The sequence below is a fragment of the Marinomonas ostreistagni genome (genome assembly GCF_016888445.1).
GTDB classification, from domain to species: domain Bacteria; phylum Pseudomonadota; class Gammaproteobacteria; order Pseudomonadales; family Marinomonadaceae; genus Marinomonas; species Marinomonas ostreistagni.
The window spans coordinates 70544-88782 of record NZ_JAFEKF010000006.1; the positions used below are offsets into that span (position 1 = coordinate 70544).

Genomic DNA, 18239 nt, shown 5'->3' on the forward strand with positions numbered 1-18239 from the left:
AAGTGTTTTCAATATTAGTCACCAGCACAGTCCTTTGCGTCGTTACCGTTGCTTTATTTAGCATGTATCGCTTAGGTCAGGCTTCTGCTCCGGTAGACATCGTCTTACCCACCACTGAGCAGCTAAATGAAATGGTTGGCCGCACCAACACTCCACGCATCCCAATTACGCCGACTGTAGCAGGAAACTAACCTATGGATCGCCTAATACAAGCTCTTGAGGAACAAGTGGATCGCTTGATGCAGCAATTAAAAGACGCTCATCAAGAGATAGAGCGTTTAAAAAGCACGCAAGCATCCCCATCTAGTTCCCCAAGTGATGCTACATTGGATTTACTGTCATCCATGTCGAAGCATTCCACTGAAGAGCAATTGCAATTGTATATTGAAGACTCTTTAGATTTATTGTCACCGCCAGCAAACACACAAGCGCATGACGATTTAGAGCAACAACTGAACTTTGACCTTCTTCATCATGAAGTAGACCCTCAGCCAACTGAAGATAACGAAAAAACGAAAGAATCTCCTATGACTACTGAACAAAACCCAACCTCTACCGCTGAACACCAAGAGACCGCTGCTGCGACTGACGTTGAGCAAACTCAAGCTAGCGCACCAACAAGCGACACTCCTGAGAAACCAGCACTCAGTGCCGAGGAGAAACGTCGTCAAAAGAATCAGAAGAACAACCGTCGTCTGATTCGTCTACTAGAAGAGCGCTACCCGAAAGCGTTTGACTGGAACAACCCACGTCCTCTTAAAGTTGGCATCGACAAAGACATGGTATTGGATGAAGAATTCAACGCCAGCAAACAAAAGCGCGCTATGGCTGCCTACGTGCGCTCAGATCGCTACAAAAAATGCTTACAGTCTGGTCAACCGCGTATCGACCTTGAAGGTAACCCAGTAAGCGACGAGCCAGCACTACCAAATACTCAAAAGCCAGCTGAGACGAAAAAGCCTGCACCTAAGAGCAAACCTAAACAAGCTCGTCCACAAGGTGGCGCACAAGGCAAAGGCAAGCCTAAATCAGGCAATCGCCCTAACAACAAACCAAAAGCACAGCCAAAAGAAGACGCGCAATTTGAGAACATGAGCCAAGAAGAGCGCATGCAGGCAAAATTATCGCAACTTCTTAATAAAAAATAGAAAAAAGGGTTTACAAGGGGCGGGGCTATAAGTAATATATGCCTCGCTGCTGTGGAGGGGTTCCCGAGTGGCCAAAGGGAGCAGATTGTAAATCTGCCACGAAAGTTTCGGTGGTTCGAATCCACCTCCCTCCACCATTTTTCTTTTCTTCTTTATTCCGTCCGGAATAACTATTTTCCAAACCTATTATTAATGCACGCAATTTACAGTCACTACTGTATCTTCTACTCTGCCTCTTAATCTCTTGCAACTACAACAAACACACCACCACAAACCGAATACAGCCCACATACAAACGTCAGCCTAAAGCTTTCTGACAAGCGCCATAAACCATCTGCACAGACAACCACTACCCAGCAATAAATCACTCACACAACTTATCTCAGCCCCACTCACACCACAAAAGCTCCCTCAAACCAACAAGGCCACAACACTTTTTAAAGCCACATTAAAGCCATTCCAGGCAAGCGTTAGAGCGTTAGAGCGTTAGAGCGTTAGAGCGTTAGAGCGTTAGAGCGTTAGAGCGTTAGAGCGTTAGAGCGTTAGAGCGTTAGAGCGTTAGAGCGTTAGAGCGTTAGAGCGTTAGAGCGTTAGAGCGTTAGAGCGTTAGAGCGTTAGAGCGTTAGATAGGATCAAAGAGATTTGCACGAAAAAGCAAAGGAAATTAAATAAAGAAAGATAAAACAGGAAAAGAGAGAAACTAAGAGAAGAGATACTAATGGGGTGGACGATGGGGCTCGAACCCACGACCGATGGAATCACAATCCATAGCTCTACCAACTGAGCTACGCCCACCATATAGTATTAGTAACATTGGCTCCCTGAACTGGACTCGAACCAGTGACCCAATGATTAACAGTCATTTGCTCTACCAACTGAGCTATCAGGGAACAGCAAAACCCGCACAAGGGCAGGTAAATGGCGGAGGAGGAGAGATTCGAACTCTCGGAAGGCTATTAACCTTCGCCGGTTTTCAAGACCGGTGCATTCAACCGCTCTGCCACCCCTCCGTATATCAAAGTGGTGGGTCGTACTGGATTCGAACCAGTGACCAATTGATTAAAAGTCAACTGCTCTACCAACTGAGCTAACGACCCGCACATTTGAATTTTTACCCTAATTTGACTGGTCGGAGTAGAGGGATTCGAACCCCCGACATCCTGCTCCCAAAGCAGGCGCGCTACCAGACTGCGCTATACTCCGAAATGGCTCCCTGAACTGGACTCGAACCAGTGACCCAATGATTAACAGTCATTTGCTCTACCAACTGAGCTATCAGGGAATAGTCAAAAAACAGAAATAAAATTTCTGTATCATAACTTGGTGGGTCGTACTGGATTCGAACCAGTGACCAATTGATTAAAAGTCAACTGCTCTACCAACTGAGCTAACGACCCAAGTTATGCGGTAATGGGGTGGACGATGGGGCTCGAACCCACGACCGATGGAATCACAATCCATAGCTCTACCAACTGAGCTACGCCCACCATTACCATTAGATTTTAAAATTAGTGGTCGGAGTAGAGGGATTCGAACCCCCGACATCCTGCTCCCAAAGCAGGCGCGCTACCAGACTGCGCTATACTCCGAATGGCTCCCTGAACTGGACTCGAACCAGTGACCCAATGATTAACAGTCATTTGCTCTACCAACTGAGCTATCAGGGAATTACTAATTTTTAACTCGCTTCAGACCAGATCCAAATAGGAAATGGCGGAGGAGGAGAGATTCGAACTCTCGGAAGGCTATTAACCTTCGCCGGTTTTCAAGACCGGTGCATTCAACCGCTCTGCCACCCCTCCGTTGCGAGCGAGGTGTATATTACGGATTCTAAATTTCAGTGCAACACTTTTTTTAATTTTTTTTAATTTTTTCCGTCACATAGCGCTGATCATCGCCAGGGGTAATCCAGACGTTGGAGAACCAATAGTACTGCTGCCCAGTCACATCCGGCATGGTGCAGTTAATACGGCCTCGACCAACCGGAAAGGCCTGCTCAGCATGCACCTCAACGACATTCACTTCAGGCCAATCCAGCGTTGCCTTGCCCTGCCCTGACACATAACAAGCCAAGTCTTTTAAACGATAATTGCCTTCTTTAAAGTTCAGCGTCATCGATACAGGCTCACCCGAAGCAAAATCACCACCATCGCTAAAGGATGCTAACGGCATCGGTTGCGCATTGAGCTTCACTTTTAAGGTCGAGAGTTTGGCGTAGTTACCTGCAGCAGGGAAACGCGGCAAATTAGTAAAATCAGAATCCTTGCTCACTACGCCCGATTGCTGCCCAAAGGCAATCATGCCCTGCTCTGCCATACGCTCACGCAACAGCTCATTGGATTCACCATAAGGATAGGCCAGCATGTTCGGTGATTGGCCGAGCTTCTCATTAAGCAGTGTCTCGACACTAGACACTTCCTTTTCCATACGTGCTTGCCATTGCTCTAATGTTTCTCCTTCTAAGAGGCGCAACATATAAGGATGGCTCACAGTATGATTGGCAAACACCGCACCAGATTGCTGCATTTCCTGCATTTGCGCCCACGTTAAAAAGCTACTGTGCCCTTGCTCGACCGGTCCAGTATTAATAAAAACAGTAAAAGGAAAGTCATGCGCTTTTAACACGTCAAAGCCGTTGCTATAAATGTTGCGATAAGCATCATCAAACGTAATAGCAACCGCTTTCTCAGGCAGCGCCACACCGGCTTTTATGTCCTTTAATGCTTGCGCTAAATCGACCACCTCAAAGTTAGCTTCTTTAAGGTAATCCATATGCTGGCGAAACTCTTCCGGTGACACGGAGGTTGAGCGCGGCGTATTGGCATCCACATGGTGATATTGCAAAATCGGTAGATAGTCCTGCGCCACCGTCGTACCCGACACGCCCAGCGCCACACATAGCCACGAAATCTGTTTAAAAGAAGACATACTTCACCCTTCATCGCATAAAATTTATTCAGATTGTACGTCAATCCCGCCCCGACAGATAGCGCCCGCGGTGTAGCGGTTGCACCAAGCCCGCACTCAGAGTAGCTTAGAGCATTCATAGAATGAAACGAGTTTCTCATGGTTGAAATAGGCACAAGCACCCACCCTACACCGCACGCCGAAGCGCGCTATATTTTGCTGGCCAAACAAAAGATCCTCACTCACCAAGGTAACTTCTTGTTCACCTTGGCAGACTTTCACCCCAGTGCTGACATGCACAGCGTCTTTTGTGGTCAGTTTGAAGGCAACGATATTTTCGTCTGTCGTTTTCCCCACACGCCCAAAGGCTTTCAAGAGCAAGGCCTACGTGACATGCTGTTTGAGTTAGATGACTACTATTACGGCCTACTAAGTCGCGCCCATCAATTAGCCACTTGGGATGCAGATCATCAGTTTTGCGGGCGTTGCGGTCATCCGCTGACAACCAAGCATCATAAAGAGCATGCTAAGTTATGTGGTAACTGTAACTTACGCCATTATCCACGCATCTCGCCTTGCATCATTGTGTCGGTGCGCAAAGGCAACCAACTGCTACTGGCGCGCTCATTTGTCATGGAAGAAGGTCGCTATAGCAATATCGCGGGGTTTGTTGAAGCAGGCGAAACACTCGAACAAGCAGTGCAGCGTGAAGTCATGGAAGAAGTGGGCATTGAGATTCACAACATCCAATATATAGGCAGTCAGCCATGGTCGTTTCCACATCAACTGATGGTGGGCTTTTACGCTGAATATCGCTCTGGCGAGCTATTCCCTGCGCCTGATGAGATCGCCGAGGCTGGCTGGTGGGATTACAACGACCTACCTAATATTCCTAATCCGACCAGTATTTCTGGTCAGCTGATCTTGAGCCACGCTGAGAAAATCGCTCAAGAAGCGTGATGCTAAGATGCTCACCCACAAAAAAGCCCAGCCTAAGCTGGGCTTTTTGATCCTATATCAGACTCAGTCAGTGATGACTTTATAACAAGGTACGTATTCAGTACCTGGCAACTTCATGCGTTGCTGCTTCACAAAGGCTTCAAGCAACTCATCAAGACGCTTCATCAGCGAACGATCGCCATGAATCTCAAACGGACCACGCTCACGAATACTGGCTACGCCTTGCGGCTTCACATTACCAGCCACGATACAAGAGAAAGCGCGACGCAAATCCGCCGCTAATAAATGAGTCTCTTGATCGAAGTGCAGGTTTAAGCTGCGTACATTTTCGTGGGTTGGCTCAAAAGTACGCTGAAACTCATCAGGAATGAACAGCTTCCAATTATAGTAGAAAGCATCATGATGGGCTTTACGGTACTGACGCACCTCTTCCATCCCAGCCTTCATCACACGCGCTACTTCCACACCATCATCGATAATGATTCGATATTTCGATTGCGCTTTTTCGCCCAATACCGCACCAATAAATTCGTGAATCTGCTCAAAATACGGCGCGCTTTCTTTTGGTCCAGTAAACACTAATGGAAACGGCATACCCTCGTTTTCAGGGTGCAGCAAAATACCCAAGATATAGAGAATTTCTTCTGCCGTGCCAGCGCCACCAGGGAACACGACAATGCCGTGACCTGTGCGCACAAACGCCTCTAGACGCTTCTCAATATCTGGCATGATCACCAGCTGGTTCACAATCGGGTTTGGTGACTCGGCGGCAATGATGCCAGGCTCAGTCAGACCAAGGTAGACACCATTTTGAATGCGCTGCTTGGCGTGGGCAATCGCCGCCCCTTTCATCGGCCCTTTCATGGCTCCAGGGCCACAACCCGTACAGATATTCAGCTCACGTAAGCCCAGCTCGTGACCCACATGCTTAGTGTAATCATATTCATGACGGGCAATGGAGTGACCACCCCAACACACCACCATGTCAGGCGATTGAATACGGCGGAACACATTCGCGTTACGCAACAGTTCAAATACCACGTTGGTGATTTTATCGGATGGCGCGTCATTCAAGCCACGTGCCACGTTGTATTCATGGTAGGTAAAGATAATATCGCGCAAAACACTAAACAGCATTTCGCGAATACTGCTGATCATCTTGCCATCCACAAACGCACTGCCTGGCGCATTGGTCAGTTCTAGCTTAACGCCACGCTCTTGCTGGATAATACGAATTTCAAAGTCTTTAAAAATAGACATGATTTCGGCAGGATCATCTGAATCACTGCCACAGTTCATGATGGCGAGCGCACAGCGACGAAACAATTCATGTAAGTCGCCCGTGTCTTCTGACATTCGCGCAATTTCTTCCTGTGATAACATTTCTAATGCGCCCTTTGGGGATACCAGCGCATCAACGCGATCTTCATACATCATGATCGCCCTCCTTATTGTCTATGTGCTTGTCTTATATCTATATTGATCCGACTAATTTAAAAAGCAAGCTAAATTAAACACGTGACTACAACATGACACAAAACGTAAAAAAGCCGCAATAGCGGCTTTTCTATAATTGGCTCAGTACGTATTCAGCGCCACTGACCTCAAATTCCCCTGGCGCCTCCAACCACAATTGTTGGATCACGCCATTGACGACCAACATGGCATAACGGCGACTACGTATGCCCATATTGAGTTTGGCCACTTCCTGCTCAAGACCCAATGCTTGAGTAAATTCTGCCAAGCCATCCGCTGCCATAATCAAACGTTCTGCATTGTGTGCCTGCCCCCACGCATGCATCACAAACACGTCATTTACTGAAAGACAGACTATTTCATCAATGCCCTTCTCTTTAAAAGCATCGTAATGCACCACATAACCTGGCAAATGACTCGCACTACACGTCGGTGTAAACGCCCCTGGCACAGCAAACATCAAGATCGTTTTATCTGCAAAAAGCTTCGTCACATCAACGGCTTGAGGGCCATCTTCTGACATAACATGGAGCGTGCCATAAGGCAGCATATCGTCCATTTGTATCGCCATAGCGCATTCTCCTAAATCTAAGGTCTCCTCCTAGCTTGCCATAGACACTGCAAGCTTTACCACTACGCCGTTTTAAACTGCCCGACGAGGCTGCGTTGATGCTGGGCTAATTCATTCATATGCTGGCAATTACGCTGGCCATCCAGCGCATCTTGCGCCGCTTGCCTTGAGCTATCGGAAATATCATGCACGCTTTGATTGATATCTTGCGAGACATGGGATTGCTGTTCGGCAGAGGTAGCAATTTGCATGCTAAGATCACGGATTTCGCTCATAAACTCGCGCAGACCTTCTAACACCTGCCCTACACTTTGTGCTTCTTCCATACTGTCGTGAGCACTTTGGCGACTTGCTTCCATGGTTTGCACCGTCTTCTGCACACCGCCTTGAAGCTCAGTAATGACTTTTTGAATTTCTTCAGTAGAGGTGTGGGTGCGATTGGCTAAGGTGCGCACTTCATCCGCCACGACCGCAAAGCCGCGCCCTTGCTCTCCTGCACGTGCCGCCTCGATCGCCGCGTTAAGCGCCAATAGGTTGGTTTGCTCGGCGATTTCCTGAATCACCTCAAGGATGTTACCGATGTTTTGCGAGTACTGATTAACTTGCTGCACCACCTGCGCCGAGTCATCTAGTTGCGCTACGAGCGCCTCCACTTGATGGATGCTATTGGTCATGCGCTGCAAGCTGTGCTCGGCATTTTCATCGACTTGGCGCACCTTCTCGAGCGTCACTTCGGCATGTTGCGCGACTTCACGTACGGTTGTCGACATCTCGTTCATAGACGTGGCCACCGCCATGGTTTTATCGCTTTGCTCTTGCATCATACTTTGTGTGTGACCGGATGAGGCATACACAGTATCTGCCGAAGACACCACCTTGTTCGAAGCGTCATCAATATCTTTTATCACGCCATTCAGCTTTTCTACCAAGGTGTTGACCCAATGGGACAGTTTTCCAAACTCATCATTGCTGGTGACTTGTAGACGCTGGGTCAAATCACCTTGAGCAATCAAGTCTAAAATTGTCAGAATTTTAGCCAAAGGACGGCGAATACTGATACTGACCCAATAAGCGATCAATAATGCGATCACCACAGAGATCGCCACCACCAGATAAGAAATGCCTTTGGCCTGGCTCGAGGCATCGAGGGCTCGTTGTTTGGCCTGTTCACGCAGCTCATTCACACGGCTAAGTAGCTGCGCTTGCTCCGCCTGCATTGCCTCAAGCCCCGCCAACAATGCTGTGGCAGCACGTTCAGAATCCACTTCTATCTGATTAAGCTCAAGATATTGCGCTACGACACCATCGTCCGCCTCAACCCACTGTCTGACACGAGCAATATTGGCGGCCAATCCGTCATCGCCCAAACGCTCGCTCACCTTATCAATCGGGCCGAACGCTTTGCTCATCTCATCGCGAATGTCCTCTAGGGCTGAGATCGACGCCGAGTCAAAATAATCCCCTACCAACAGTGACAAACTCTCCATTTGAGTTTTTGCTAGCCCTGCCGCAAAGGCTTGCTCTTGAGTGTCAGGAAAGCTCTCAAGCGACTCCAAATCCTCTATTAAAAAGCTTAGTTCGTCTTTTAGATCGAGCTTTAAATCAGCCAATGTACGCTGTAGTGCAATCATACGATTGTGATCAGCAATGGCACGATCAGCCACATCAAAAAAGGTTAGTGCCTGCTGGTCGATCGTCTTTACCGACGCTGACACATCGGGGTATTGTGCCACGCTTTCTATTAAGCGTGCGCTTTGCTGCTGTACGTTTTGCTGACCCGTTTGATACTGCTCTTGCGCGCTGTTTAAAGCCTCATCAGAGGAAGCCACCAAATATTGCAACACGGCGCTACTGGTCTTAGCCAACTCCGCGCTTAAGGCATTACTGCCATCGGAAATGGCAGCAATCTTCCCTGTCACCACTTCGATGCGCTCTTGCACGGTGTTTAAACCGCCCACACCCGATGCTGCCACGATAAACAGCAGCACCAGCAATACGCCAAAACCCAACAACACGCGTTTGACCACCGATAATGACATCATCCCTCCTGCAGACTCTTGCTTATTCACTTAGCCTGTTTTTATTAAACGCCCTTTTAATATAACTTTGCCTGTTATTTGCACAGGGTGCAAGCTTCTTGGAAACCCGCTTAAGTTCGCCGCCGCAATCTGGTAAATTGTCCAACCGCAAACGTTAAGGCCATGCCAGATCAATGGATCAAACGCTCTATTACAAAATCGCTGAGCAGGTGGAATCACAAATCCAAGAGGGATTGTTTAAGGTAGGGAGCAAAATTCCATCTGTACGCAAAGCCAGTAGCATGATGGATGTCAGCATGGCCACAGTGCTGCAAGCGTATCGCTTACTCGAAGATCGTGGGGTGCTCAAAGCACAACCGCAAAAAGGCTATTTCGTTCAAGCGCTACCGCCCACCCCAGATGCCAAAACAGTATCGGCAGATATCACTAGCCAGCAACAACCCGCATGGATGCAAACAATGGCTAGCGCCACCAACAACCCGGAGCTACTCCAGCTTGCCGGCGCTACACCCCATAGCCAATGCTTACCGACGCGCCAACTGCAACGTGCGGTAGGCCGCGTGATGCGCCTTGAACCAGAAGCTTGCAGTCATCATTTTTATGACCAGGGTTTGCCTGCGCTGCGCCGCCAGATCGCTATTCGCATGCTGGCCACAGGCTGTCAGCTCACACCGGATGACATCTTCATCACCCATGGTTGCCAAAATGCTATTTTATTAGCCTTACAGGCTGTCACTCAGGCAGGTGATAAAGTTGTCATTGAAAGTCCCACCTATGACGGCCTGCAGCACATAGTACAGGCACTAAACCTGACGGCATTCGAATTACCCTGCACGTCGCAGGGCTTGGACTTAGACGCTTTGGCAACTCTTTGCCAGCAACATGACATCAAAGCTTGTGTGGTCACACCAGAGCATCAAAACCCGACAGGGGCCAGCATGCCATTGGCACAGCGCCAACGCCTACTGGCCCTAGCCCAGCAGCAAAGCTTTCAAGTTATTGAAGATGATGTGTTTGGTGAACTTGGCCATCCGGCACACACTCGCCTGCCAGCATTAAAAGCATTAGATACTGCTGGCTGTGTCAGTTACTGCAGTTCGTTTTCAAAAACCATCGCCCCCGCGTTTCGCGTCGGCTGGGTCATATCCCCCGCTGACCAAATAGCGGCAATCCAAGCCTACGCTTATGCTCACTCTTTTGCCGTTGCCGCCTTACCGCAACATGCCATTGCTAATTTTTTAGCCAACGATTCTTATGAGCGGCACCTACGTAAAACTCGGGCGTTTTACGCCGACAACTTGGCACAGTTTAGCGCCGCCATCAGACGCTATTTCCCGAGTACAACGGAGCTATCAAGTCCTCAGGGCGGCTATCTTATTTGGATTACTTTGCCTTGTAATATCAATGCATTAGAGTTTTTTAACCGCGCTTTAGAATGGGCTATTAATGTCTTACCTGGATGCGCATTAAGTCCATCGACACAGCCTAATCACACATTGCGAATCAACTGTTCAACACCTTGGAGTGCAGCAACTGAACAGGCAATTAAGCAACTGGGGCAGCTCTGTTATGAAATGTTGGACTGAAATATGCATAGCCTTAAAGACATCGGCTGCATACAGCGGTAAACGCTAAAGTAGTAATAGGTAATAGTTAAAAGTTATGTAGAGATGGGAATTTATCCTAAATTTCGTCTGTACAGCCAGAGTAAAAAGCGTACAATTCGCTTTCTTTTTAAACCATCTGGCTGTCCGGCCGATATACTGATTAACTGAACGAAACTGGCTTGTTGCGATGGAATTTGTTGCGCATCCTAAAGACTTACCTTTAGACATTAAAATTGTCGAAGATCAGTCTTTTCCGACTGTTGGTACAGAACGGCTTGGCTTTGTAGGCATTACCTACCTAGCGACCGACCCTTATCTGGCGGGCACGTCTGTACGCATCACACTCGAAGAAATTGACCCACACTTTTGTGTCACGGGTCGGATTGCTTGGTGTGACAAAGAACGAGATGAATACCGCATTGCGATCGAATTTCCGGTGGAAGAAGATTGCTACTGTGTGCGTATGATCGAACAATTGTCCCAAATAGAACACTATCGACGCCAGGCCAAACATCAGGGCCGACGCTTAAACTACAACGAAGCTGCAGCCGAATGGATTCAACAATTTGCCGCTAGCTTCCCTGCATTCACACTTTAATACCACATGACCAATTCCCTGTCGCAAGCTGATATCGACATTATTACTCAGCAGCTAGGCCGCACTCCAAGCGGTATCCGTAGTGTTGCTCACTACTCACCTCAAGGCGTGCCACAAGTTCTCGAAATGGAAACTTGGGTGTTTGACCAGCCTTTTCCAACCCTTTACTGGCTTTCAAGTAGCGCGATTGATAAAGCCCTTGCTCGGATTGAGAGCCAAGGCGTCGTGAAAGAATTAGAGCAACGCATCAAAGACGATCCAGAATTGCGTGCCGCCTACCACCAATCACATCAAGATTATGTCGAGCGCCGCTGGGCCGCGATGAGCGATGAACACAAGCAGATCATTGAAGCCAAAGGCTTTACCCATCTGTTTGAAACATTGGGCATTGGTGGCATCAAAAACTGGGACCAAATTCGCTGCTTGCACATGCAGTACGGCCACCACTTAGCTGGCAACAATGTCATTGGTAAAATTCTTGACGAAGAATACGGCATCCGTGCCATTGCCGATGCCGAAGCGAAATAAGCTTTGCTCTACAGAAAGCTAACAGCCAGACACAAAAAAGCCCGCTGCTTAAGCGGGCTTTTTTACATTCTTAGCAGTTAAATACTGCCTTTTAGAAAATCTCTCAGCTCATCCGCAGATGACACCTGTGGCAAACCTTTGCGAATTTTATTAAACGCATCCGCTGCTACCACTGGGCGCTGTGCGTAGGTCGTCAATGCGCCCCCTGTCCAGCCCGCCAGCTTCAACGCTTCTTTTTTGAACGCACTACCGGCGACACCATGACCACCAAGACTCATCAGCTCGTCTTCAATATCCAGATAGCTAGGACGCTCTCCGCCAAACTTCATAAAGTCATCTTGATGCACTTCTGTGTATTCTTTCGCCATCAACCTTTCCCTCAACAAACAACCGTACTATTTCCATAAGTTAGCCAGAAAGCGACCTGTTAACAAGCTAAGGAGCGTTTCAATACGTAACCAGTTTGTTAAACACAAACAATCTTTCGGCCTACTTTGATTAACATACTTTATGATATCAGCCTAATTCCAGCTATTTTTTGATCTACATGGGCTATTAGTAAAATTAATTACCAATGCATGCCCTAGTATTTAAAAAACAGCATCTTCAGGCGAATACTCGTAACATTCATGGATCAGCCACTTCAGTAACTGCTGTATCGCCTCACGATCTTTATGCTCGCGCGGGCAACTAAAGAGATATGAGTGGCCATTATCGTAGACTTCACTGAAAGGTTTAAGTAAACGCCCTTCACGAATATCTTCCATCACCAGTGGCGTACGACCTAGCGCAACGCCCTGCCCAGACAGTGCCGCTTGCACCGCCAAATCGCCGCGGTTAAAACTCATTGCACGGCTCGGACGTGCTCCCTTTACCTTAGCTAGCGCTAACCATGCTTCCCACTCAGCATAGGGACTAAAAAAGCGCCACTCAGAGTCATCATTGATCAGCGGTACACGCGCCAAATCTTGCGGTTGTTGCAGTTGATTTTGCTCTGCAAACGCTGGGCTGCAGACAGGAAAAACATGATCACGCAACAAAGGATGCGTAAAAGAAGAACCCGAGTGCAAATGTGAATGGATAATCGCCGCATCAATGCGATCCCGACTAAAACGCACCTCCCCTTCATTGGCTTGAATACGCAGCTGTAACGCTGGAAACGCTTCTTTGAGGCGACCTAAGCGCGGGATAAGCCAGCGCGTGGCAAACGACGGCATCACCGATAACGTAATGATATTGGAATCACGCTCATCTCGAAGCTCTTCAATCAAGCTGTCTAGATCAGCAAAAGCATGGCGCAGGTGCAGGGCCAAACGCGCGCCCATGGTAGTCAGCTCTAAGCGTCGATGATGGCGGATAAACAAGGCAAAGCCCAAACGCTCTTCAAGCTGGCGGATCTGCTGACTGACCGCCCCTTGGGTTAAAAACAATTCTTCTGCCGCCTTGGTAAAACTCAGCCATTTGGCCGCCACGACAAAGGTATGTAAGTAAGGTAACGCGGATTTGATCATAAGCTCCCTTGCATTAGCTTAACTAATCCAAAAGCTTAAATTATATCGTTTGTCTCTGCGCGCGCAATCCCTACAATAGGCGCCATGTTTTTGGGCTGTACTGCATCCTAAAATCCACATCAAGTTTGTATGTTGATGTACTCCTAATACATGCCCCCACAGCCATGTATTAGATGTGGTGATGCGTGATGCCGTCATCACACGAAACTGCTAGTTACCTTGCGGGCTTTTATAGCCCGCTTTTTTTTGCCTATAATTTTTACCTGTAGAAAACGCAAGGCAAAAAAAACGGCGACCCGAGGGCCGCCGAACTAACACACATGCTTAAGTGTATAAGTCTACTTAGGCTGCAGCAGACTCAACTGCGTTTCCCTCAGCCATTGCCATTTGCGCAAGCTTTTCCATTAAGCGCACAACCTGACAGCTGTAACCGTATTCGTTGTCGTACCAAACGTATAACGTCGCTTGGTTACCACGTACTTTAGTAGATAGTGAATCCAGCACACCTGCTTGTTCACTACCGATGAAGTCTGAGCTCACCGCATCTGCTTCGGCACTGAAACCGATCTGGCCAGCTAGCGCTGCACTAGCAGACGCTTTTTGTAGCAATGCGTTAATTTCTTCTACTGAAGTTTGAGCTTTAAGGTTCAAGCTTAGCACTGCAATCGATACGTTGATCACAGGTACACGAATCGCACTACCACTTAGCTTGCCTTCAAGAGAAGGAATCGCTTTAGAAACCGCTTTCGCCGCCCCCGTTTCAGTCATCACCATGTTCATCGCAGCCGCACGACCGCGACGATCACCTTTGTGTACGTTGTCGATTAGGTTTTGATCGTTAGTGTAGGCGTGTACCGTCTCTACGTGACCTGATTCGATGCCGTACTGGGCTTCTAGTACAGACAGAATAGGAGTGATTGCGTTGGTGGTACAAGACGCTGCTGATAGGATTTGGTCGTTGCCATTGATGTCACTGTCGTTTACACCGTAAACGATGTTTTTCATCTCTTTGCCTGGTGCAGTCAGCACTACGCGATCGATACCAGGACGGTCAAGGTGCACGCTCAGACCGTCGTGATCACGCCAGCGACCAGTGTTATCAACCAATAGTGCATTGTCGATGCCGTGCGCTTTGTAGTCGACAGTGCTTGGATCAGAAGCGTAGATCACTTTAACTGGCTGACCGTTAATGATTAGCTGAGAGTTTTCCTCATCTGCTTTCACTACACCTTCGTAAGTACCGTGTACTGAATCAAACTTAAGCAAGCTGGCACGCTTAGCAAGATCTTTATCAGATGCTTTACGCACGACGATAGCCGCTAGGTGCATGCCTGGCGTTGTATGGCCTAGGGTACACATACGACGCGCTAATAGACGACCGATGCGACCAAAGCCGTACAATACAACTGGCGTAGTTGAGCCATCTAGCGACAAACCTTCAAGCGAAGCAAACTCTGCATCCGCTAGGGCTTCTTCAAGCTCAACCGTTGCGTTGCTGGTTTGTTGCTCGATCAACTGCTCCAACACTTGATAGACACGCGCTAGATCTACTGCAGGATATTGATCAAATAATGCCACTAATCCTGTGACGGAGTCTGACATCAATGTCTGGCCCGCTAGTTGAACCTTAACCGATTGCTCACGACCTAACTTACCCAAAAGTGGAATCATTGACTCAACTTTTGAAACCGTTTCTAACCAAGTGTTTGCCATGGATCTGCCCCCGAAAAAACAAACGTTTCGTATCAATTTGGGCGCAGTTTACCCATACCATTGAGCAAAAACAAATTGTAACAAGGCTACAAAAAACCAATAAAATCGGGCATTTAGGGCATTTTTTTATGAAAACAACGTAACTTTGATAGGCTTGTCATTAAATAACAACAATCATAAAAATAGCGCCTTAATATGACCGTTTTTCTAATTAAGTTACGTAATTTACCTACGAAAACTGGTATAAAATTTCTTTATTTTTTTTTACATATAGCGTTTGCGCTCGGCCAAAACACCCAATAAACCAAAGCTAAACAGCACCACAATAGGACGCCATGTAGAATCTAAATGGGTTAGGCACCACAGCACCAATGGCTGTCCCCACAGGGTCAACAAACCATAACCAAAGGTACACATGAGTACAAAGGCCGCTACACGGGCAATAAAGATCCAGCTAGACACCGCACGCTTGAGCGTGCCGTTGACATGATCACCAAAGATCACTAAAAAAGTGGCCACAAAGGCAAGGGAGATTTCATTAAGATGCGGGCGCAGCGTGTCCGCCGCTGAGCGGTTGATTTCCAGCAATAAATCCATGGTTACTCACTGATTGCGTTTTAACAAAGCTTCGACGTCGATACGCCCAGATGGGCTTACCGCCTTCGGTACACGGTCTATATATACCACAGACACGTCAAAGGTAGTGTTACGCAACTCTATGTCCGTATTATCTGGTAACTGCCAACGCGCACGGCCATAGCCATCACGCACAAAGCCAACATCCGGCTGGCCATATTTATGCAACAGCACAGAGCCTAGCTGAGCACGCAATTCAGGGCTTTCGACCACACCAGAAAGCGTTGCCTTCTCCACATATTGATGCTGGTTGTAACGTACCGTTAGCTCTTTGATACCCAAGATGCCATTTTTACCAAGACTGTAGCTGGCCACCCCTTCACGATAAGAAGGATAAGGCTCCAAGCCCATTTTCTTTAAATGCATCTCAAACTGCGCTTTCGATAAATCATTGAAAGTAATACCAAAAAGCTCCGCCCCTTTGGCATAAACGGGCGCTGGAGGCGTTTCTTCCTCAGTCACAGTTTCATTGGCATAGCTTTGCGAGAGTAATAAAAAGCTCAAAAAAATCCCTTTTAGAGCGTGGCGATAAAGCAACATTGCTATCTCTTTCTTAAAATATTAACCAAAAAGTCAGGAAGCAGTTTTTATGCTTCTCTGGTACACTAAAGCCTAATTCTTCCACCCAGTATTGCAAATACAAATTCACTTGAGGTAGTCCCCCATGGCGCTTGTCATCGGCGTTACCGGTATTTCCGGTAGCGGCAAAAGCCGCTTATGCTCACTGTTAGCAGAAGGCTTACAACAAAAATTGACCATCATTTGCCAAGATAGTTTCTATAAAGGCTGCGGTCATACCGACCCTGAGGTCTACAACTTTGATGACCTCGAGTCGCTGGATCTAGAAAGCATCCTACTGGCTATCCATAACTGTAAAAATCAGCAACAGCCCAACGAGATCCCAGTTTATGATCACTCGCAACACAAACGTGTTGGCTATCGTAATCTAGCGCCTACTAAAGTGGTATTAGTCGAAGGTCACATGATGTTCCAAGACCCAGCAATCCGTGATGCAGTCGATTATTTACTGTACGTGGATACCGATATGGACATTGCCGTGGTACGCCGTCTAAAACGAGACATTGCCGAGCGTGGTCGCAATGTAGATGAGGTGACAGGACGCTACATGCGTCATGTGAGACAGGCGGCTCTCAAAACCATCAATATCCGCAACAAAGCAGACTTCATCATCCCTAACAATCAAAGCTTCACCAATGCAGCGAATCTGCTGCGTCAGTATATCGACAACCTGATAACAGAAAAAGGGACCTAATTAGGTCCCTTTTTGATTTAGCGCGCTATAACGATTACTTTTTAATGTCTTCGAAGAATCGTTTCACACCGTCGAACCAGCTTTTTTGCTTAGGCGAATGCTGCTCCGAGCTTTCTCCCATGCTTTCTGCCAATTCTTCTAGCAACTCTTTTTGGCGATCGGTTAGGTTCACAGGTGTTTCCACCATCACCTTACAGATCAAGTCGCCCACTGGGCCACCGCGTACCGGCTTAACACCTTTGTTACGCAAGCGGAACAGTTTGCCGGTTTGACATTCTGGCGTCACTTTCAGGCGCACGCGGCCATCAAGCGTCGGCACATCGATCTCACCACCTAGTGCTGCGGTCGCAAAGCTGATCGGCACTTCGCAGTATAGGTTAGAACCATCACGCTCAAAGATTGCATGGGGTTTCACCGATACCTGAACAAACAAGTCGCCTGCAGGGCCACCGAAAGTACCGGCTTCACCTTCACCTGTTAGACGGATACGGTCACCTGTATCAACGCCCGCTGGGATCTTAACATTCAGCGTCTTGTACTCTTGCTTGCGGCCTTGACCATGACAAGAATCACAAGGATCAGACACAATCTGACCCGCACCATGACAGTGTGGACAGGTTTGCTGTACTGAGAAGAAACCTTGTGACATACGTACTTGGCCAGCACCATTACAGGTTGGACAAGTAGTTGGCTTAGTACCAGGTTTGGCACCTGAGCCCTCACATTTCTCACAGTCTACGGCCGTTGGAATGCGGATTTTCTCATCGCACCCCCAAACCGCTTGCTCAAGATCCAGCTCCAGCGTGTAACGCAGATCTGAACCACGACGGGTACGACTTTGGCCACCGCCACCGCCGCCACCAAAGATGTCACCAAAGACATCACCGAAGATGTCACTGAAGCCACCAGCGCCGCCGCCAAAGCCGCCACCACCGTAGCCGCCACCTTGACCGTTGACACCTTCGTGGCCGAAGCGGTCATACGCAGCACGCTTGTCTTCATCAGACAGCACTTCGTAGGCTTCACCGATTTCTTTAAATTTGTCCAGTGACTCGGCATCATCCGGATTTTTATCCGGGTGATACTTGTTAGCCAGCGAGCGATAAGCTTTTTTGATTTCTTTCTTATCGGCGTCTCGGCTTACCCCAAGCACCTCATAATAGTCACGTTTACTCATTGCAGGTGTTCCTGAATATGTAGAGTGAATTCAAATCCCTAGATACAGCAAAACACGGTTGCGTCCCGTGTTTTGCATAGGTCCCTAGGGACGAC

The 18239-nt window shown here is 48.0% G+C and carries 17 protein-coding genes and 12 tRNA genes; 8 read left to right on the top strand and 21 right to left on the bottom strand.

The features are described from left to right. Nucleotides 1-2 precede the first annotated feature (2 nt). The 3 genes from JQX58_RS13925 to JQX58_RS13935 all read left to right on the top strand — a co-directional run bounded on the left by JQX58_RS13925 (nucleotide 3) and on the right by JQX58_RS13935 (nucleotide 1285). The gene (locus JQX58_RS13925) at nucleotides 3-191 is read left to right on the top strand and encodes a hypothetical protein (protein ID WP_204147469.1); all 189 of its coding nucleotides are present in this window, start codon (nucleotides 3-5) and stop codon (nucleotides 189-191) included. 3 nt (nucleotides 192-194) lie between these two features. Continuing rightward, entirely contained in the window at nucleotides 195-1148 is a 954-nt protein-coding gene (locus JQX58_RS13930) for a ProQ/FINO family protein (RefSeq protein ID WP_204147470.1), read from the top strand. 53 nt (nucleotides 1149-1201) lie between these two features. Then, nucleotides 1202-1285: transfer RNA gene (locus tag JQX58_RS13935), tRNA-Tyr, on the top strand. Nucleotides 1286-1867: 582 nt separating this feature from the next. Here JQX58_RS13935 and JQX58_RS13940 read toward each other — a convergent pair. The 12 genes from JQX58_RS13940 to JQX58_RS13995 form a co-directional block, all read right to left on the bottom strand. Next, nucleotides 1868-1943, bottom strand: a tRNA-His gene (locus JQX58_RS13940). Nucleotides 1944-1962: 19 nt separating this feature from the next. Then, a tRNA-Asn gene (locus JQX58_RS13945) sits at nucleotides 1963-2038 on the bottom strand. Nucleotides 2039-2067: 29 nt separating this feature from the next. After that, a tRNA-Ser gene (locus JQX58_RS13950) sits at nucleotides 2068-2158 on the bottom strand. Nucleotides 2159-2169: 11 nt separating this feature from the next. Next, nucleotides 2170-2245, bottom strand: a tRNA-Lys gene (locus tag JQX58_RS13955). A gap of 29 nt (nucleotides 2246-2274) precedes the next feature. After that, nucleotides 2275-2351: transfer RNA gene (locus tag JQX58_RS13960), tRNA-Pro, on the bottom strand. Between the two features lie 3 nt (nucleotides 2352-2354). Beyond that, a tRNA-Asn gene (locus JQX58_RS13965) sits at nucleotides 2355-2430 on the bottom strand. A 39-nt stretch (nucleotides 2431-2469) separates the two neighbouring features. After that, nucleotides 2470-2545, bottom strand: a tRNA-Lys gene (locus JQX58_RS13970). Between the two features lie 14 nt (nucleotides 2546-2559). Beyond that, nucleotides 2560-2635, bottom strand: a tRNA-His gene (locus tag JQX58_RS13975). Nucleotides 2636-2660: 25 nt separating this feature from the next. After that, nucleotides 2661-2737 (bottom strand) — tRNA-Pro (locus JQX58_RS13980). A 2-nt stretch (nucleotides 2738-2739) separates the two neighbouring features. Continuing rightward, a tRNA-Asn gene (locus tag JQX58_RS13985) sits at nucleotides 2740-2815 on the bottom strand. Nucleotides 2816-2859: 44 nt separating this feature from the next. Beyond that, nucleotides 2860-2950 (bottom strand) — tRNA-Ser (locus JQX58_RS13990). A gap of 52 nt (nucleotides 2951-3002) precedes the next feature. Beyond that, a complete protein-coding gene (locus JQX58_RS13995; protein ID WP_204147471.1) occupies nucleotides 3003-4076 on the bottom strand; it encodes a polysaccharide deacetylase family protein in 1074 nt (357 codons plus the stop codon). Between the two features lie 138 nt (nucleotides 4077-4214). Here JQX58_RS13995 and nudC point away from each other — a divergent pair, with 138 nt between their 5' ends. Continuing rightward, complete coding sequence (nudC, locus tag JQX58_RS14000) at nucleotides 4215-5015, top strand: NAD(+) diphosphatase (RefSeq protein WP_204147472.1); 801 nt, start codon at nucleotides 4215-4217, stop codon at nucleotides 5013-5015. 63 nt (nucleotides 5016-5078) lie between these two features. On the opposite strand, the gene ppnN is transcribed toward nudC, so the two are convergent. From ppnN to JQX58_RS14015, 3 genes are all read right to left on the bottom strand, one after another. Further along, nucleotides 5079-6452, bottom strand: a complete 1374-nt coding sequence (gene ppnN, locus JQX58_RS14005) for a nucleotide 5'-monophosphate nucleosidase PpnN (RefSeq protein WP_204147473.1) — start codon at nucleotides 6450-6452, stop codon at nucleotides 5079-5081. Nucleotides 6453-6582: 130 nt separating this feature from the next. After that, on the bottom strand, nucleotides 6583-7062 hold the full coding sequence (locus JQX58_RS14010) for a peroxiredoxin (protein WP_204147474.1): 480 nt from the start codon (nucleotides 7060-7062) through the stop codon (nucleotides 6583-6585). 62 nt (nucleotides 7063-7124) lie between these two features. Further along, on the bottom strand, nucleotides 7125-9101 hold the full coding sequence (locus JQX58_RS14015) for a methyl-accepting chemotaxis protein (protein WP_204147475.1): 1977 nt from the start codon (nucleotides 9099-9101) through the stop codon (nucleotides 7125-7127). Nucleotides 9102-9274: 173 nt separating this feature from the next. Here JQX58_RS14015 and JQX58_RS14020 point away from each other — a divergent pair, with 173 nt between their 5' ends. From JQX58_RS14020 to JQX58_RS14030, 3 genes are all read left to right on the top strand, one after another. Further along, entirely contained in the window at nucleotides 9275-10687 is a 1413-nt protein-coding gene (locus tag JQX58_RS14020) for an aminotransferase-like domain-containing protein (RefSeq protein ID WP_204147476.1), read from the top strand. A gap of 208 nt (nucleotides 10688-10895) precedes the next feature. Further along, nucleotides 10896-11306 carry a PilZ domain-containing protein gene (locus JQX58_RS14025; RefSeq protein WP_204147477.1) on the top strand — a complete coding sequence of 137 codons (411 nt, stop codon included), beginning with the start codon at nucleotides 10896-10898 and terminating at the stop codon, nucleotides 11304-11306. 6 nt (nucleotides 11307-11312) lie between these two features. Continuing rightward, on the top strand, nucleotides 11313-11834 hold the full coding sequence (locus JQX58_RS14030) for a DUF501 domain-containing protein (RefSeq protein WP_204147478.1): 522 nt from the start codon (nucleotides 11313-11315) through the stop codon (nucleotides 11832-11834). A gap of 77 nt (nucleotides 11835-11911) precedes the next feature. Here JQX58_RS14030 and JQX58_RS14035 read toward each other — a convergent pair whose 3' ends face one another. The 5 genes from JQX58_RS14035 to JQX58_RS14055 form a co-directional block, all read right to left on the bottom strand. Further along, nucleotides 11912-12202, bottom strand: a complete 291-nt coding sequence (locus tag JQX58_RS14035) for a hypothetical protein (protein WP_204147479.1) — start codon at nucleotides 12200-12202, stop codon at nucleotides 11912-11914. Nucleotides 12203-12424: 222 nt separating this feature from the next. Then, nucleotides 12425-13345, bottom strand: coding sequence for a LysR substrate-binding domain-containing protein (locus tag JQX58_RS14040; protein ID WP_204147480.1), 921 nt, complete (start codon nucleotides 13343-13345; stop codon nucleotides 12425-12427). A gap of 342 nt (nucleotides 13346-13687) precedes the next feature. Further along, nucleotides 13688-15058 carry a glyceraldehyde-3-phosphate dehydrogenase gene (locus JQX58_RS14045; RefSeq protein ID WP_204147481.1) on the bottom strand — a complete coding sequence of 457 codons (1371 nt, stop codon included), beginning with the start codon at nucleotides 15056-15058 and terminating at the stop codon, nucleotides 13688-13690. A 264-nt stretch (nucleotides 15059-15322) separates the two neighbouring features. After that, nucleotides 15323-15655, bottom strand: coding sequence for a DUF3392 domain-containing protein (locus JQX58_RS14050; protein ID WP_204147482.1), 333 nt, complete (start codon nucleotides 15653-15655; stop codon nucleotides 15323-15325). Between the two features lie 6 nt (nucleotides 15656-15661). Continuing rightward, a complete protein-coding gene (locus JQX58_RS14055) occupies nucleotides 15662-16234 on the bottom strand; it encodes a uridine kinase (RefSeq protein ID WP_239090365.1) in 573 nt (190 codons plus the stop codon). Nucleotides 16235-16358: 124 nt separating this feature from the next. Between JQX58_RS14055 and JQX58_RS14060 the strand changes: the two genes are divergently transcribed. Beyond that, nucleotides 16359-16967, top strand: a complete 609-nt coding sequence (locus JQX58_RS14060; protein ID WP_204147483.1) for a uridine kinase family protein — start codon at nucleotides 16359-16361, stop codon at nucleotides 16965-16967. A gap of 34 nt (nucleotides 16968-17001) precedes the next feature. Here the strand turns inward: JQX58_RS14060 and dnaJ are convergent, their stop codons facing one another. After that, complete coding sequence (gene dnaJ / locus JQX58_RS14065) at nucleotides 17002-18144, bottom strand: molecular chaperone DnaJ (protein WP_204147484.1); 1143 nt, start codon at nucleotides 18142-18144, stop codon at nucleotides 17002-17004. Nucleotides 18145-18239: the final 95 nt, after the last annotated feature.